The sequence below is a fragment of the Paraburkholderia sp. PREW-6R genome, assembly GCF_039621805.1.
Taxonomy (GTDB): domain Bacteria; phylum Pseudomonadota; class Gammaproteobacteria; order Burkholderiales; family Burkholderiaceae; genus Paraburkholderia.
In genome coordinates, this window is sequence record NZ_CP155074.1 from 25,192 (window position 1) to 40,474 (window position 15,283).

The following is a 15,283-nucleotide window of genomic DNA, read 5'->3' on the forward strand; positions in this document are numbered from 1 at the left end:
TTAGATTCCTATGTGCTTCGCGCGACGTGGGCGCGGTTTGCCCATCAGCACCGGTTGGAACACCACCGCGCCGATCAGCGTGCAAAACAACGAAAGCGCGAGCAGGCGGCCCATACTGGACGTCCCCGGATGGTGCGACAGCCAGAGGCTGCCGAACGCCGTTGCCGTGGTCGCCGCGCTGAACAGCACGGCATGAGTGAGGCTCGATTGCAGCAATCCAGTCTGCCCATTGCGCCATGCCATCACGAAGTAAATCTTGAACGCGACGCCAACGCCGAGCATGAGCGGCAATGCAATGATATTCGCGAAGTTCAGCGGCATGCCGAAGACCACGCACAATTCCAGCGTGACGAGCGCGGACACCAGCAGCGGCACGAGCGTGCGCAACACGTCGCCGGGCCGGCGCAGCGCGATCCACAACAGAATGGCGATCGAGAGCAGCGCATAAGCGGCTGCCTGCAGGAACGCCTTGATGATCGTGTCGGCGGAATGCAGGATCGAAATCGGTCCGCCGATCGCGCCCGGTTCCGCCTTCTTCACAGCGTGCGCGAACGCGGCGAGCGCGACGTCATCGTTCGGATCCGCGCCGGGTTTGATCCTCGGCGAGATGTCGACGAGCGCGCGGCCGTCTTTCGCAACCCACTGCTTCGAGATTTCCGTCGGCAGATTATCGCGCGTGATTTCCGTGGGTTGCAACAGATCGGCGAGTTGCTTCAGTGCGATGCGTAACGGCTCCGACATGGCGGTCTCGGCGCGATCACGCGTGGCGGCATTCGCAGCGGCCAGTTTGGCCAGCGTGTCCGACAGGTGCTTCGCTTCGGCGGCGCCCGGGCCCGGGTGATCGTCGGCGGCGAGCGAGAGCTGGTTCGACGCGCGCTTCAAGGCCGCGACGCGCACGGCGTCCGTCGCTTGCGGCGCGGGCGGCTGCTGTAACGCCGGCAACAGTTGCTGCGCGGCGCTCGCGATCAGCATCAGCTTCTGTTGCTGCTGCGCGGGCACGAAAGTGTCGAGGGTGGTGACGCGACCGACTTGCGGCAGCGCGCGCAAACGCTGGGCCGTGCGATCCGCGTCGGCTAGCGAGGGCGCCAGCGTGTGCACATTGTTCACGGCGGCTTCCGGCGAGTCTTTCAGCGACAACAGCGTCGCCATCGACTCCGTATGCGGGTCTTTCAGATGCAGCGGGTTGAAGTCGAAGCGCAGATGCGTGAGCAGCGGCGCGGCGCCGATCACGAGCACCAGCGTGCCGATCAGCACCGGCTTGCGATGATGAGCGAGGAAATCATCGACCGGAGCAAGCTGCCTGAAGCCCGGCGACGCGGCTTCGCCCGGCGGATTGAAGATCTTCAGCAAAGCGGGCAGCAGCGTCATGTTCGTGAAGTACGCGACGAACATGCCGACGCCCGCGATTTCGCCCAACTCCGACACGCCGCGATAAGCGGTGGGCAGGAACGAGAAGAAGCTCAGCGCCACGGCAACGGCCGCGAGCGTGAGCGGCACGCCGATGCTGTGCGCGGTATGGGCGAGCGCCGCAGCCAGACGGTCGTCGCGATTGCGTTCCTCGCGGTACTTGACGCCGAACTGCACGCCGAAGTCGACCCCCAGCCCGACGAACAGCACCATGAACGCGACCGAAATCATGTTCAGCGCGCCGACCATCAGCAGGCCGAGCGCCGCTGTAATGGCGAGCCCGACGAACAGCGTGATGAACACCGCGGCGATCATGCGGCCCGAACGCAGCGCGAGCCACAGAATGACCAGCACGACGATGAAGGTACCGATGCCGTTGAGCACCGCGCCGTCCTTGACCGACGCGAACTCCTCGTCCGCGAGCGGCTGCTCGCCGGTCAGACGGACGGTCGCGCCATAGCGGGCGTCGAGATGAAGCGACGCCGCTGTGTCGCGGATCGCTTTGGAAGCCGCCGCGCCCGGCTCCAGCGCGTCGTAATTGACGACAGGCTGCACGACCACGAACGCGCGCGCCGGATCGGTGGCGCTACTCTTGTCCACCAGCGCGCGCCACGAAAACGCGGCCGGCTGGCCGGCCAGTACGCGGTCGAGCGTATTGGCGCTCTGCGACAGCAGGTGGCTCATGTCGGCGAGCTTGACCTGACCGAGTTGCAGCGGCAGCAACAGGCTCGTGGTGAGCGTGCCGGCAAGGCCGGTCAGGCTCGGATCGTGAGCGAGAGCATTGACGAGCGGGCGCGACTGGACGAGCTGCGAGGTGGTCGACATGACCTCGTCCAGGGACGGGAACAGCAAACCGTTATGTTCGAAGAACGGGCCGCCGGCCGGCTGCGACACCGCGACGAACTCCTTCGGATCGGCCTTGAGCGCGGCGGCGAGGGCGCCTGCGGCGGCGTCGGCAAATTCGGGCGCGCGTGCCTCGACGACCACCAGCACGGTTTGGCCGCGGTCGGGGAAAGCGTCGTCCATCGCATGTTCGAGCGACGACCACTGCTTGTCGGTCTCGATGAGCCGGCTGATGTCCGTGTTGATCTTGAAATGATGGGCGACGTAAAAGCCGCTCAGAACGGCGAGCACGAGCGACACGGCGATGATCCGCAACGGATGACGCACCGAATAGGCGACGAGACGGACAATAGATGACTTCAGCATGTAGGCGAAGGTGGCCTTATCACGGATGGCGTTTTTGATGAAAGTGCACAAGTATACAGAGGCCGGGCAATCCGGCCCGGGTTCGATGCAAGTCCAGCGCGGGTATGACTGCACCGGGCGGGAACACAATCTCGGTATACTGGGTCTATCTGTTCGAGCCGCGGGTCTGCAAGGCCTGCCGGCGCTTACTTCTTCAGGTTTCTGGCGAGCGTATGAAACGTTATCTGACTGCTTTTCTGACGGCTGCGGTGATGTCCACCGCAGCTTTTGCGCAAACCGCGCCCGACGCGGTCGTCAAGAGCGCCGTGGAGGGCACGGTGAGCGCGATGAAAGCCGACCCGCAAGCGCGCGGCGGCGACATGGCGAAGATCACCCAACTGGTGGAAACGCGCTTCGTGCCGGCCACGGACTTTCAGCGCACCACGCGTATCGCCGTCGGCAAGGCGTGGAGCACGGCAACGCCCGAACAGCAAAAGCAGCTCTATGACCAGTTCACGCTGCTGCTGGTTCGCACCTACGCGGCCTCGCTGTCCCAGCTGCGCGACCAGGACGTCAAGTTCAAGTTTGCGCCGGTCAGTGTGCCGGAAGGCGCTAAAGACATCGTCGTACAGTCGCACGTGATCAGCAACGGCGGTGACGATGCGATCGACTATCGTCTCACCAAAGGTCCGTCCGGCTGGAAGGTGTACGACATCAACATGATGGGTGCCTGGCTGATCCAGGTGTATCAGACGCAGTTCGCCGATCAGTTGTCCAAGGGCGGCGTGGACGGGCTCATCAAGTTTCTGACCGCGCACAACGCACGCAGCGCGGGGTGAAAGTTGTCCGGGGCCAAACCGGCTGAACGAGGCTCAACCCGGGTGGACAATACTTAACAAGGGCTTGAACGAACGCTGAACAAAGGTGAAGCGTTCGCTGAAGAGCGCAGGTGAAAAAAAGCGCGGTGGCTACCAGAGCACCGCGCTTTTTTGTACCCCGACGCCCGTCTTAAACTGCCGACGCCGTCTGCACTTTCTTGCCTTTGCCGCTGACCTTGATCTCCTCGAGCTTGATCTCGACGTGGCGCGAGAACACATATTCGGCCGGGCGCTGCTTGTCCAGAGGGATGTCCTTGGTGAACGCGCCTTCCGTTTTCGGACCGCGCATGCTGACCTTGAGCGCCTTCAGCGGGTGCGCCACCGTGTCCATGACCGCCGTGGCTTCGAAGCCGCAGTGCACCATGCAGTCCGCGCACTTCTCGTAGTTGCCGGTGCCGTACTTGTCCCAGTCCGTGGTTTCCATCAGTTCCTTGAAGGTCTTCACGTACCCTTCGCCGACCAGATAACACGGCTTCTGCCAGCCAAACACCGTGCGCGCCGGGTTGCCCCACGGCGTGCATTCATACGTCTGATTGCCGGCGAGAAAGTCGAGGAACATGGCCGACTGGCTGAACGACCAGTTCTTGCCGCCATTGCCACGCTTGAAGATTTCGCGGAACAGATGCTTGGTCTTGTCGCGGTTCAGGAAGTGTTGCTGATCCGGCGCGCGCTCGTACGCGTAACCCGGCGAGACGGTGATGCCGTCCACGCCCATTTCGCGAACCGAGTCGAAGAACTTCGCCACGCGCTCCGGCACGGCGTCGTTGAACAGCGTGCAGTTGATGTTCACGCGGAAGCCGCGGCGTTTCGCTTCCTTGATTGCGGCGACGGCCTTGACGTACACGCCTTCCTGCGACACCGAGTGATCGTGCGCTTCCTGGTCGCCGTCGAGGTGAACCGACCAGACGAAGTACGGATTCGGCTCGTAGTCGTCCATTTTCTTTTCCATCAGCAGCGCATTCGTGCACAGGTACACGAACTTCTTGCGCGCGATGATGCCCTTCACGATCTGCGGCATTTCCTTGTGCAGCAGCGGCTCGCCGCCCGCAATCGACACCACCGGTGCGTTGCATTCGTCGACTGCGCCGAGACACTCTTCCAGTGACAGGCGCTGATTCAGGATTGGATCCGGATAGTCGATCTTGCCGCAGCCATTGCAGGCAAGATTGCAGCGGAACAACGGCTCCAGCATCAGGGCGAGCGGGTAGCGTTTGTTGCCGGACAGGTGCTGGCGCATGATGTAGGCGCCGACCCGGACTTTCTGTAGCAGCGGAATAGACAAGACGTCCTCCTTAAACTTCGCGTGCAGCGAGTGGTTGCATCAGCTTCGACGGCAACTTGAATTCGACCTTTTCTTCGCGGCCCGCCATTGTCGTGACTTCAACGGGCCCCCATGCGCTCAGCGCATTGATTACGTGCTTCACCATTTCTTCAGGCGCCGACGCGCCTGCCGTGATGCCGACGGTTTGCGCGCCGGCGAACCACTCCGGCTTCACTTCCGAACCGTCGGCGACGAGATAGCTCGCCACGCCGCTTTCGCTGCCGATCTCGCGCAGCCGGTTCGAGTTCGAGCTATTGGTGGCGCCCACCACCAGCAGCACGTCGACCTCCTTGCTCAGCTCGCGCACGGCGGCCTGGCGGTTTTGCGTGGCATAGCAGATGTCGCGCGTGTCGGGGCCGACGATGTCGGGAAAGCGGCGCAGCAGCGCGTCGATGATGCCACGTGTGTCGTCTACCGACAGCGTGGTTTGCGTCACATACGCGAGCGGCGTGTCGGCCGGCAGATCGAGGCTTGCCACCTCCGCTTCGCTTTGCACCAGCAGCACCTTGCCCGGAATCTGGCCGATCGTGCCTTCCACTTCCGGATGACCCGCGTGACCAATCAGGATCAGCGTGCGCCCCGCGCTTACATACTGACGTCCTTGCACATGCACCTTGGTCACGAGCGGGCAGGTTGCGTCGAGGACGTCGAGGCCGCGGGCCTGCGCGTCGCGCTCGACGGTTTGCGCGACACCATGCGCGCTGAAAATGGCGACCGCGCCTTGCGGCACTTCATCCAGCTCCTCGACGAAGCGCGCTCCCTTCTGGCGCAGATTGTCGACCACATGACGATTGTGAACAATCTCATGGCGTACATACACGGGGGCGCCGTGTTGCTGTAACGCGCGATCGACGATCTCGATTGCACGGACAACGCCCGCACAAAAGCCGCGGGGTTGAGCAAGGATGACTCGCATAAGTAGGCGAACTCCGGCTGACGCGGACTACGAGTGAGCCACTGATATGGCTTTATCGCCGCGACCATCTAATTAGTTGACGTCTTGAGCCCCGGCGACGGCCGGTACAGCAAAACCAAACGCGCATTCTAACGCTATCGGCCTGGCTTTGCTTCGGGCGCGGCGGCCAGACCTCGGTCTACGCGGCGCGAGCGGACTGTTCTCCTCGCGCCGCGCCGGTCATACATGTGGCAATGATTACACGCTGCACTGCTTTAACGGAACGCTTAAACTACGTGGTCCTGCGGCACACGGATGCTGCATTACAGAATGGTTTCGGGGCTCGCTGGATGGACGTCGATCAACGCGAAAATTTTCCGGTCGCGAGCGTGTTGCTGCCAAAGGCGCTGCGGGCGCCTATCGGCATTATCTATCAGGTTGTCCGCACTGCGGCGCACATCGCCGACGAAGGTGACTGGAGTGCAAGCGAACGTCATGCGCGGCTAGCCGACTTTCGCGCGGGTCTCGACGCGGTGGCGGCGCGGCGTGCGGCGCCGGTCCATGCGCTGCTGTTCGACGAACTCGCGAGTGTCGTGGCGCAATACAAGCTGCCGCTTGCGCCGTTTTACGATTTGCTGACTGCGTGCGGCCAGGAGATCGACACCCGTCGTTACGCCGACCGCGCCGCGCTGCTCGACTATTGCCGTCACTCGGCCAATCCGCTCGGCCATCTGATGCTGCATCTGCTGCGCGCGGCCACGCCGGCGAATCTGGCCGACGCCGAAGCGATCTGCACGGCATCGCAACTCATCGGCTTCCTGCTGGATGTGGCCACCGACTGGAAACACGGTCGCGTCTATCTGCCGCTCGCCGATCTGCGCCGCTTTGGCGTGACCGAGGCGCACATCGCCAACGGTGTCGTCGACGAAGCATGGCGGGCGTTGATGGCGCACGAGGTATTGTTTGTGCGCGATACGCTCGTGCGCGGCGCGCCGCTCGCGTTGCGTGTGCCGGGGCGCCTCGGCATCGAGTTGTGCGGCGCGGTGCACGCCGGCTTGCGCTATCTCGAACGGATCGAGGAGGCGGACTATGACGTGTTCCGCAAGCGCCCACGGCTCAATGTGTTTGACTGGAGCGTCGTGGCGGCGCGTACGGTGGTGATGTGGTTGTCGCGGCGCGTCGGCGCGCCCGCGCGTTCTTTCGAGGGCAATCTTTAATGGTGGCGGTCCTGTTTCTTCTTTCGTGCCTTTCCCTGTTGATCTGGTGCGTGCTGCTGTTCGCGCGCGGCGGTTTCTGGCGGGCGCGTCCGGCCGCACCCCTCGTGCTCGAACCGCGCGAGACATGGCCGGCGGTTGCCGCCGTGGTGCCGGCCCGCAATGAGGTCGACGTGATCGCTCAGGCCGTCACCACGCTGCTCGAACAGGACTATCCGGGCGATTTCCACGTGATCGTGGTCGACGACCACAGTACCGACGGCACCGCCGACGCCGCCCGCGCCGCGGCCTTGCAGCTGCGGTGTCCGGACCGCCTGACCGTGCTGGGCGCGAAGCCGTTGCCGCCCGGCTGGTCGGGCAAGGTGTGGGCGCAGTCGCAAGGCATCGAGGCGGTCCGCACGCTCGGCTTGCCGGCTGATTTCCTGCTGCTGACCGACGCCGACATCGGTCACCCCGCGGACGCCGTTGCGCAACTCGTCGCGCGAGCGGATGCCGAAAAGCGCGATCTCGTCTCGCTGATGGTGCGTCTGCGTTGCGACTCCTTCTGGGAAAAGGCGCTGATCCCGGCCTTCGTTTTCTTCTTCGCCAAGCTCTATCCGTTCGCGTGGGTCAACAACCCGCGCCATCGCACCGCGGCGGCGGCGGGCGGCTGCATGCTGGTGCGCCGTAGCGCACTCGAAGAGGCGGGCGGCATCGAGTCGATTCGCGCGGAACTGATCGACGATTGCAGTCTGGCTGCGCGCATCAAGCATCGCGGCACCGGACGCCACCCCATCCGGCTGGATGTGGCCGCGCGCAGCGTGTCGCTGCGTCCCTACGATAGCTGGCGTGAGATCTGGAACATGATCGCGCGCACGGCGTTCACGCAGCTGCATTACTCGCCGCTGCTGCTCGCGGGCACGCTGCTCGGCATGACGATCATTTACCTGATGCCGCCTGTCGCGGCGCTGGTGCTCGGGCCGTTGGGCTGGCCGGCATGGCTTGCATGGGCGGCAATGTGCTGCGCGTACGCGCCGATGTTGAGCTACTACCGTCGTTCGCCTTTGTGGGCGCCGTTTCTGCCGCTGGTAGCGCTGTTCTACGTGGGCGCGACGTTCGCGTCGGCGGTGCGCTACTGGCGCGGCAAGGGCGGCCAGTGGAAGGCGCGTGTGCAGGCGCCTGTGCAGGAGCGCTAAAGCACGGATGCAAGCGGCTGAACTTCGCAGCCTGAAAGCTTGCGGACGAAACAGAACGGCGCCCGCAGGCGCCGTTTTTTGCGTCAGCCCTTCGTGAGCATCATGTAAAGCTGAATGACCATGTCGGGCGAAAACGTGAACGGCACCCAGCCGTGACCGGTGTGCCGCATGACCAGCAGACGGTCGCCATTCGACTGTTTCTGCACGGCCATCACCGGGTTTTTCGTCGACACGAAACGCCAGCCTGGCGGTATGCCCGGCGGCGGTTCGGGCTGCATCGACGCACGCGCGTTCGACAACTCTTCGATTAGCTTGCCGAGCTGCTCCGGACGCAGCGCCACGGTCTGACCACCGATCGTCATGGTGATTTCGTTTTGCGCGGGGCGGTTGATTTCAAGCGTGGCATGAAGCTGCGGCGCGGCCTCGGGCGCAGGGCGAGCGCCAGGCTCCGAAGCCGGCGCAGACCCATTCACCTCGCCGGGCGCCTGCGCGGGTTCCACCTCGGACACCGCGGCCTCGGTCGCCGCCACTTCGGCAGCCGCGTTTTGCACTAACGTGTCGGACGCCGCTTGCTCCGCCGGCTGCTGCGCGTTCGGCGCAACAGCGCCAGCAGTGGCGGAAGTCTCGGGATTGTTTTCGGCCTGCGGGGCCACGACAGCCTGAATGAGCTGATCGACGCCCTTTTCCAGCGCGCCGAGCTGTTCGTGAAGATTCATGCGAAGGTTCTCTGGTAAGACCCGCGATTTTAACTGCTGCGCGTAGGCTTTTACCCGTCGCAACCACAGCGACGTTGTAACAAAATGCTTGCAGTCGCGCCGGTTCTCCCGACACGAACGGCAGCGTGGCCGTCATGTCCAGCGCCCGTTCAAGCCTTCAGATAGCCCGCCTGTCTGAACCAGTCGAGCGCGTCGCTCAAACCTTCCCGATATGGCCGCGCACGATAGCCGAGTTCGCGCTCCGCCTTCGCCGACGTGAAGTACATCTTGTTCTTCGACATTTTCAGACCGTCCACGGTGACGAACGGTTCGCGTTTCGTGATTCTCGCGACCGCTTCCGCGCCTATGGCGAGCGGATAAAGCGGCCAGCGCGGCAGGCTCAGTGTGGGCGCTTTGCGGCCGGTGAGCGCCGCAATGTCCGCGAGCATCTGCTGAAGCGGCAGATTTTCTCCGCCGAGAATATAGCGCTCGCCGATCTTGCCGCGTTCCAGCGCGAGGAAGTGACCCGCGGCCACGTCGTCGACGTGAACGAGGTTCAGGCCCGTATCCACGAACGCCGGAAGCTTGCCGAGCGCTGCTTCGACGATGATGCGGCCAGTCGGCGTCGGCTTCACGTCGCGCGGACCGATGGGTGTGGACGGGTTCACGATTACCGCCGGCAGGCCATTCTGCGCGATCATCCGCTCCACCGCCCGCTCGGCCAGCACCTTGCTGCGCTTGTACACGCCAATCGCCTGATCGGCCTTGAGCGGCGAGGTTTCGTCCGAGGAGTGCCCGGAACTCGTGACCTTGAGCGTCGCCACGCTGCTCGTGTAGACAATGCGCTCCACGCCCGCTGCCAGCGCCGCGCGCATGGTGGCCTCGGTGCCTTCCAGATTCGAGCGTTCGATCTCGCTCGGGTCCGGCGCCCACAGGCGATAGTCGGCGGCCACGTGCAGCAGATAGCGCACGCCGCGCAGCGCATTGCGCATAGACGCTTCGTCGCGCATGTCGCCCACGACGACCTCTGCATCCAGCGCCTCGACGTTTTTGCGCGGGCTGGTGGCGCGCACCAGCACGCGCACCCGGAAACCTTTCTGTTGCGCGATGCGCGCCACCGACGAGCCGACGAAGCCGGATGCGCCGGTCACGAGCACGAGATCGCGATTTTGTTCGCTCATTCTGATCTGATTCCCTGCATGACGGTCGACGGATTGTACGTGGCGCGGGGTCGAACTCAAGCGCCAGCCTGCAGGTTCGCCGCGACGCGACTAGAATGCCCGCTTGAAAGTGTGTGAGGAGGGAACGGCATGGCCCCGGATCTGGATGAGCGGATCGAAACGTATTACGTGCGGGTGCGCGGCACCGTGCAGGGCGTCGGCTTTCGCCACGCAACCGTGCGGCAGGCGCACGCGCTTGGCATCAAGGGTTGGGTCGCGAATCTCGACGACGGCTCCGTCGAGGCCGTGCTACAGGGCGCGGCCAATCAGGTGGACCGGATGTTGTCGTGGCTGCGGCACGGACCGCCGGCGGCGCGTGTCACCGACGTAAGCGGCGAAGAACGCGCTACCGAAAAGCGCTACGAACGTTTCGAGCAGCACTGAGTGAACCCGATGCGGCTCTGTCAAAGCGGAGCAGCCCGCCGTTACCACGACGACGCGCCGCTCCGGATGCCGGCGTCGGGCGCACGCAGTATTCAACGCGCGACCAGCAGACTTTCCGCGAAACCCCATTCCTCTTCGATCCACTGGTAGCTGCACGCAAAGCCGGCGTCGTCGGCAATGGCGGACATTTCCTCCGCGCGGTACTTGTGGCTGCTCTCGGTCCAGATCGTCTCGCCTGCTTTGAGCGACACTGTCAGTTGCGCCGCGCCGACGTGCGCGGTGACATCCCGCTTGGCCCGCAGATGCATTTCGATGCTGCGCGCGTCCGGATTGAAGCGCGCGACGTGTTCGAACGCCTCGAGCGGAAAGTCGCCGTCCAGTTCGCGATTGATGCGCGCAAGCAGGTTCAGGTTGAACGAAGCGGTTACGCCGATCGAATCGTCGTACGCGGCGACCAGCGTCGGCGTCGGCTTGATGAGGTCGGTGCCGAGCAGCAGCGCATCGCCGGGTGCGAGCATATTGCGGATATCGCGTAAAAAGCGCGTCGCGGCCAGCCTGCCGAAATTCCCGATCGTACTGCCAAGAAAGAGCACGAGCAGCCGCTCACCGCTCGTGCGGTTTTTGCTGACTTCAGCAAGACCAGCCAGGTAATCGCGCTCATAGCCCACGATCGATAGCCGGCAAATATCGCCCAGCTCTCGCCGGCAGAGTTGCAGCGCGCTGCGCGAAATTTCAATCGGGCAGTAAGAAGTGGGGCGCTTTTTACAGAGTGCTTCGAGAATGCGCCGTGTTTTACGGCCGCTGCCGCTGCCGAGTTCCGCCACGGTGACGTCATGCGGCAGGTGTTCGACGATGTCCACCGCATGCTTCGCGAGAAGCCGCTCTTCGGCGCGCGTCACGCCGTATTCGGGCAGTACGGTAATCACCTCGAAGAGCGCGGAGCCGACTTCGTCATACAGATACTTCGACGGCAATTCCTTCTGGGGTGAATGAGTCAGGCCAGCGCGAACATCGGCGGCGAAGGCGGCGAGAAAGTCGGGTGCGGCGTCGTGCGATAGGGCGGGCTGGGTCATGCTGTCTCCAGTAGTCACATGCGATGAGCGGGGTGGTGAGGCCGGGCGGCATGTGAGGCGTTCGCGGTTGTTGCATGCCGAAAAAAGGGAGGGTGACGCTGACGGCGCCGTAACGGTGTCGCCATAATCAGCTAGCAAGATTCGCGCATGGGTGCGCCAACAAGCAAGGTGACGACACAACGTACCTGCACGGCGCCGCCGCGCGTGAGCTTAGTTCTAGTGCATCTGCGCGGCGAGCGCACGTCAATCTTTGCGTCTCACCTTTCATGCCGCTTAGGAGCGATGCACGCATTCACAACACGTTTAGAATGCGGCGTGCGTCACCGAGTCATGGCGAATTCGTTCGGCGACAATCAAAAAACACATTCCACGCACTGCCTGCATTGAGACTTCACTTCAAATGAGCGTACCAGACTTTCTGCGCCTGCCTGTTGCGCCGCAACGAACCACGTCGTGCTGGAAAACGGCAACACGACATGTCCCGCTCTGATGCGCTACGACCCGAAGCGCGGCATCGCGCTATCAGTCAGCGCATGCGCGTTATTTGCCCTGCTGTCCGCTTACGCCACACTGCTCAAACCGCTCAGCGGCCTCGATATCTTTGCATGGCGCGTGATCTGGACGGTGCCTGGCGCGCTTGCGCTTGTGGTGGTGCGCAAACGCCTGCCCATTCTCCGCCAACTTTTTTACCGGATGGTGACCGAGCCCGCATTAGGTTTCGCCATGATCCTGAGCGCCGCGTTGCTTGGTTTGCAATTGTGGGTGTTTCTTTGGGCACCGCTGCATGGACGCATGCTCGAAGTCTCACTCGGTTACTTTCTGCTTCCGCTGGTGATGGTTCTCGTCGGGCGGTTTCACTATCACGAACGTCTGGATGGCTTGCAATGGCTCGCGGTGATCTGTGCTGCTGTCGGCGTTGCGCACGAGCTTTGGGTGACCGGTGCGTTTTCATGGCCGACTTTGCTGGTGTCGCTCGGCTATCCACCGTATTTCATGCTGCGCCGTAGAATCAATCAGGATTCACTCGCGATGTTCACGGTGGAAATGGCGCTGCTGTTACCCGCCGCGATCTTTTTCCTGCTGAGCGGCGATTCGCTGACGATGATCGCCGGTCGCTTCGACATGTGGTGTGTGCTGTTGCCGGGACTTGGCGCGCTCAGCACGCTGGCGCTCGCGTCGTATCTCCAGGCGAGCCGACTATTGCCTGTCGCGTTGTTCGGCATTTTGGGTTATGTCGAGCCCGTATTGCTCGTGTTCGTGTCGATCACGCTGCTCGGCGAATCGCTCAATGCGTCGCAACTCGCGACCTATATCCCCATCTGGATCGCGGTTGCGCTCACCGCGCTGCACGGTGCGCATCTCGTGCGATTCGCGCCGAACTAGCCGCGCCGCTCGCGCGGTTTCGTCGACGCCCACGCAACTCAGCGATGGGCGGCCGCGCGAGCCGGATCGATGCGTGCAGGACCCACTTGCGCTTCGATTGCCTCGCGCAGAGCGGGCCGCCAGCCGTAAGCGAAGAGCGCCTCGGCGAGCACGAAGAGTGGGCCGATCAGCAGGCCGGTCATGTCGTCGATGAAAGCCGGTTTGCGGTGTTCGTAAGCCACGTGTCCGATGAACTGAAACAACCAGCCAGTCACGAAAAGTCCAATGCCGCTTGCGAGCCAGACCACGGTGGACTGCGCCGCAAGCCACTGCCCAAACGCGACGCAAAGCATCGACACGATGGTCATCATGAAGCCAAGCGGCACATCGAGCACGAAGTAATAGACGGTACACGCACCGAACAACGCCCTGGCCGGCGACACGGCGAACGGCAGTGCGCCTACCGCGATGGGGGGCCGGCTCAACAGCACGGCGAGGGCGAGCACGATCATCGGTATGCCGACGAAATGCGTGGCGATATTGCGCCGGTCGCGGTGGTAACCCGCGTATTGCGTAAGCTGGTGCGTCAGCGTTCTCATGGATGCCGCTCCTCCGTCGAAATCAGCATAATCGCGGGCAAACGCATCCGAAACCATCGGGTAGCCGACAATCGGCGGCCGCGTTAAGAGTCGGGCCTCAGTTGGCATGGATATCACGCGATGACAGCAAGGTTTTCAACGGACGAACTTGCCACGACGCTTACGCGCAGCGCGTGGTTTCGCGCGGCACCCGACGCGCTGCAAAAAGAGCTGATCGACGCAGGACGCATCGAGCGGCTCGGCGCCGGTCAACGGCTCTTCTCGCGCGGCGATACCGACGACGGCCTCTATTGCCTGCTCGACGGCTTCATGAGAATCGGCGCCGCGAGTTCGGCGGGCAAGGAAGCGTTGCTCGCGGTGATCGAACCGGTGAACTGGTTCGGCGAGATCGCGCTGTTCGACGAGCGTCCGCGAACTCATGACGCGTACGCCGAACGCGATTCGGATGTGTTTCACGTGCCGCGCGCAGCGCTTGCCGCCATCCTCGAACGCACGCCGGCATTCTGGCATTCGTTCGGTTTGCTGCTCACGCAGAAGTTGCGTCTCGCGTTCGACGCAATCGAAGAAGCTGCGCTGCTGCCCGCTGCACCACGGGTTGCGCGCCGGTTGCTGCTCATGTCGGGCGGTTATGGTGAACCCGGTACGCAGCGGCGCGTCCTGAAGGTTCCTCAGGAAGATCTCGCGATGATGCTCGCGCTTTCGCGTCAGACTATCAATCAGGTGCTCAAACAGTTCGAAACGCAGCACGCATTGCGGCTCGGTTACGCGGAGATCGAGATCATCGATAGGGATAAGCTGGGCGCGCTCGCTGCGTTCGAACCGCGCTCGGATCAGGCGCTCAGGCGTAACTGAAGCCGCGCGCGGCTCGCACTCTAATGCGTCTGCGCCGCAATCGGCCGGCGCGTCAGCGGCCCGATCTGCGCGGCGGGAAGGGTGGAGATCAGCGTGTGCAGCGTGAAGTCGAGATCGTCGACCGCAATGTCGAGCAGCGCACACATTTCGCCACGAACGACTTCGGTGCTCACCACATACACGCCGAGCGGAGAATGAAGCAGTGCGCGCAAAGCGGCACCCGTCTGATCGTCGCGCGATGGCGGCAAAGTCACCTGCAGACGACCACGGGCAGAAGGAAAGGGAATGACGTTGTCGCGTCGAACGGGTGAAGCGCCGCGGGGTTGGGTATCGACGCTGTGCAATGATTCGGTCAGGGCCATGAGTCTGGCGTTCGGTTACGCCACGGTTGATCAGGACGGTTCAAGCATAGATGCACGCAGGTAAAGAAAGTGCAAAAAAGCCCGCGTTCTTCGACAATTTTGCGAACGCCGCTATGTGCGCCCGAAAGGCGGCGGGTTCATAAAAAAAGGCGAGTCCAAAGACTCGCCCTCCCTGAACGGCACCGTTTGGCTTCGATTAACTGCAACTGCTGGCCGCTTCGTGCCGGAGCCGACTACGTGTTATTGCGTTTTTGTCGTGTCGGTTTTGGTGCCGTCGGCTTTCGCCGGGGCTGTGTTGGCCACTTTCGCGCTTCCCGTGTTGGTCTTCGTCGCGCTTGCTTGCGTGGTGGCTTTTTTCGTCGTCTTATGCGTCTTGGCCGTGTGTTTGGCGGAAGTCTTCTTCACGTGCGTCTTGGCCGTTGCCTTCGCAGGCGCTTTCGTTGCCGCTGCGCCTGCATCCGTTGCGTTCGTTTGTGCTGCAGTGCCCGCCTTCAGATTGGCCTGGCCAGCGGGCTGCGTTTGCGCGGGCTGCATGGGTTGCGTGCTGGAGGGAGCGGCCGTTTGAGCAAAAGCGGTCGACACGACCAGAGCGGAAGCGAGAGCGGCGAAAAGCGTCTTCATGGTGTAACTCCTGATGAACCTTAGGGTTCTTGTGTCG

15 protein-coding genes are annotated in these 15,283 nt (G+C 63.1%); 6 read left to right on the forward strand and 9 right to left on the reverse strand.

Annotated features, from left to right (window positions below; all coding sequences use genetic code 11):
* Complete coding sequence (locus tag AAGS40_RS15410) at positions 1-2,616, reverse strand: MMPL family transporter (protein ID WP_345815652.1); 2,616 nt, start codon at positions 2,614-2,616, stop codon at positions 1-3.
* 212 nt (positions 2,617-2,828) lie between these two features.
* On the opposite strand from AAGS40_RS15410, the gene AAGS40_RS15415 reads away from it, so the two are divergent.
* A complete protein-coding gene (locus AAGS40_RS15415) occupies positions 2,829-3,434 on the forward strand; it encodes an ABC transporter substrate-binding protein (protein WP_345815653.1) in 606 nt (201 codons plus the stop codon).
* Between the two features lie 169 nt (positions 3,435-3,603).
* On the opposite strand, the gene hpnH is transcribed toward AAGS40_RS15415, so the two are convergent.
* Positions 3,604-4,755, reverse strand: coding sequence for an adenosyl-hopene transferase HpnH (gene hpnH, locus AAGS40_RS15420; protein ID WP_345815654.1), 1,152 nt, complete (start codon positions 4,753-4,755; stop codon positions 3,604-3,606).
* Between the two features lie 10 nt (positions 4,756-4,765).
* A complete protein-coding gene (ispH, locus tag AAGS40_RS15425; protein WP_345815655.1) occupies positions 4,766-5,710 on the reverse strand; it encodes a 4-hydroxy-3-methylbut-2-enyl diphosphate reductase in 945 nt (314 codons plus the stop codon).
* Positions 5,711-6,039: 329 nt separating this feature from the next.
* On the opposite strand from ispH, the gene hpnC reads away from it, so the two are divergent.
* Positions 6,040-6,906, forward strand: a complete 867-nt coding sequence (hpnC, locus tag AAGS40_RS15430) for a squalene synthase HpnC (RefSeq protein ID WP_345815656.1) — start codon at positions 6,040-6,042, stop codon at positions 6,904-6,906.
* On the forward strand, positions 6,906-8,078 hold the full coding sequence (locus AAGS40_RS15435) for a glycosyltransferase (RefSeq protein WP_345815657.1): 1,173 nt from the start codon (positions 6,906-6,908) through the stop codon (positions 8,076-8,078). The genes hpnC and AAGS40_RS15435 overlap by 1 nt, the downstream gene beginning before the upstream one ends.
* 83 nt (positions 8,079-8,161) lie before the next feature.
* On the opposite strand, the gene AAGS40_RS15440 is transcribed toward AAGS40_RS15435, so the two are convergent.
* Together AAGS40_RS15440 and hpnA are read right to left on the reverse strand one after the other, a co-directional pair.
* On the reverse strand, positions 8,162-8,794 hold the full coding sequence (locus AAGS40_RS15440) for a hypothetical protein (RefSeq protein WP_345815658.1): 633 nt from the start codon (positions 8,792-8,794) through the stop codon (positions 8,162-8,164).
* Positions 8,795-8,943: 149 nt separating this feature from the next.
* Positions 8,944-9,954 (reverse strand): hopanoid-associated sugar epimerase, encoded by a 1,011-nt coding sequence (gene hpnA / locus AAGS40_RS15445; protein WP_345815659.1) that lies wholly within the window; start codon positions 9,952-9,954, stop codon positions 8,944-8,946.
* A gap of 129 nt (positions 9,955-10,083) precedes the next feature.
* Between hpnA and AAGS40_RS15450 the strand changes: the two genes are divergently transcribed.
* Positions 10,084-10,377 (forward strand): acylphosphatase, encoded by a 294-nt coding sequence (locus AAGS40_RS15450; RefSeq protein WP_345815660.1) that lies wholly within the window; start codon positions 10,084-10,086, stop codon positions 10,375-10,377.
* A gap of 92 nt (positions 10,378-10,469) precedes the next feature.
* Here AAGS40_RS15450 and egtD read toward each other — a convergent pair whose 3' ends face one another.
* On the reverse strand, positions 10,470-11,450 hold the full coding sequence (gene egtD, locus AAGS40_RS15455; RefSeq protein WP_345815661.1) for an L-histidine N(alpha)-methyltransferase: 981 nt from the start codon (positions 11,448-11,450) through the stop codon (positions 10,470-10,472).
* A gap of 486 nt (positions 11,451-11,936) precedes the next feature.
* Here egtD and rarD point away from each other — a divergent pair, with 486 nt between their 5' ends.
* Positions 11,937-12,833 carry an EamA family transporter RarD gene (gene rarD, locus AAGS40_RS15460; protein WP_345816568.1) on the forward strand — a complete coding sequence of 299 codons (897 nt, stop codon included), beginning with the start codon at positions 11,937-11,939 and terminating at the stop codon, positions 12,831-12,833.
* A 38-nt stretch (positions 12,834-12,871) separates the two neighbouring features.
* On the opposite strand, the gene AAGS40_RS15465 is transcribed toward rarD, so the two are convergent.
* Positions 12,872-13,411 carry an Mpo1-like protein gene (locus AAGS40_RS15465; protein WP_345815662.1) on the reverse strand — a complete coding sequence of 180 codons (540 nt, stop codon included), beginning with the start codon at positions 13,409-13,411 and terminating at the stop codon, positions 12,872-12,874.
* A 120-nt stretch (positions 13,412-13,531) separates the two neighbouring features.
* On the opposite strand from AAGS40_RS15465, the gene AAGS40_RS15470 reads away from it, so the two are divergent.
* Positions 13,532-14,263, forward strand: coding sequence for a Crp/Fnr family transcriptional regulator (locus AAGS40_RS15470; RefSeq protein ID WP_345815663.1), 732 nt, complete (start codon positions 13,532-13,534; stop codon positions 14,261-14,263).
* 20 nt (positions 14,264-14,283) lie between these two features.
* Here the strand turns inward: AAGS40_RS15470 and AAGS40_RS15475 are convergent, their stop codons facing one another.
* Together AAGS40_RS15475 and AAGS40_RS15480 are read right to left on the reverse strand one after the other, a co-directional pair.
* Positions 14,284-14,625 (reverse strand): hypothetical protein, encoded by a 342-nt coding sequence (locus AAGS40_RS15475; protein WP_345815664.1) that lies wholly within the window; start codon positions 14,623-14,625, stop codon positions 14,284-14,286.
* 240 nt (positions 14,626-14,865) lie between these two features.
* A complete protein-coding gene (locus AAGS40_RS15480; protein ID WP_345815665.1) occupies positions 14,866-15,246 on the reverse strand; it encodes a hypothetical protein in 381 nt (126 codons plus the stop codon).
* Positions 15,247-15,283 lie beyond the last annotated feature (37 nt).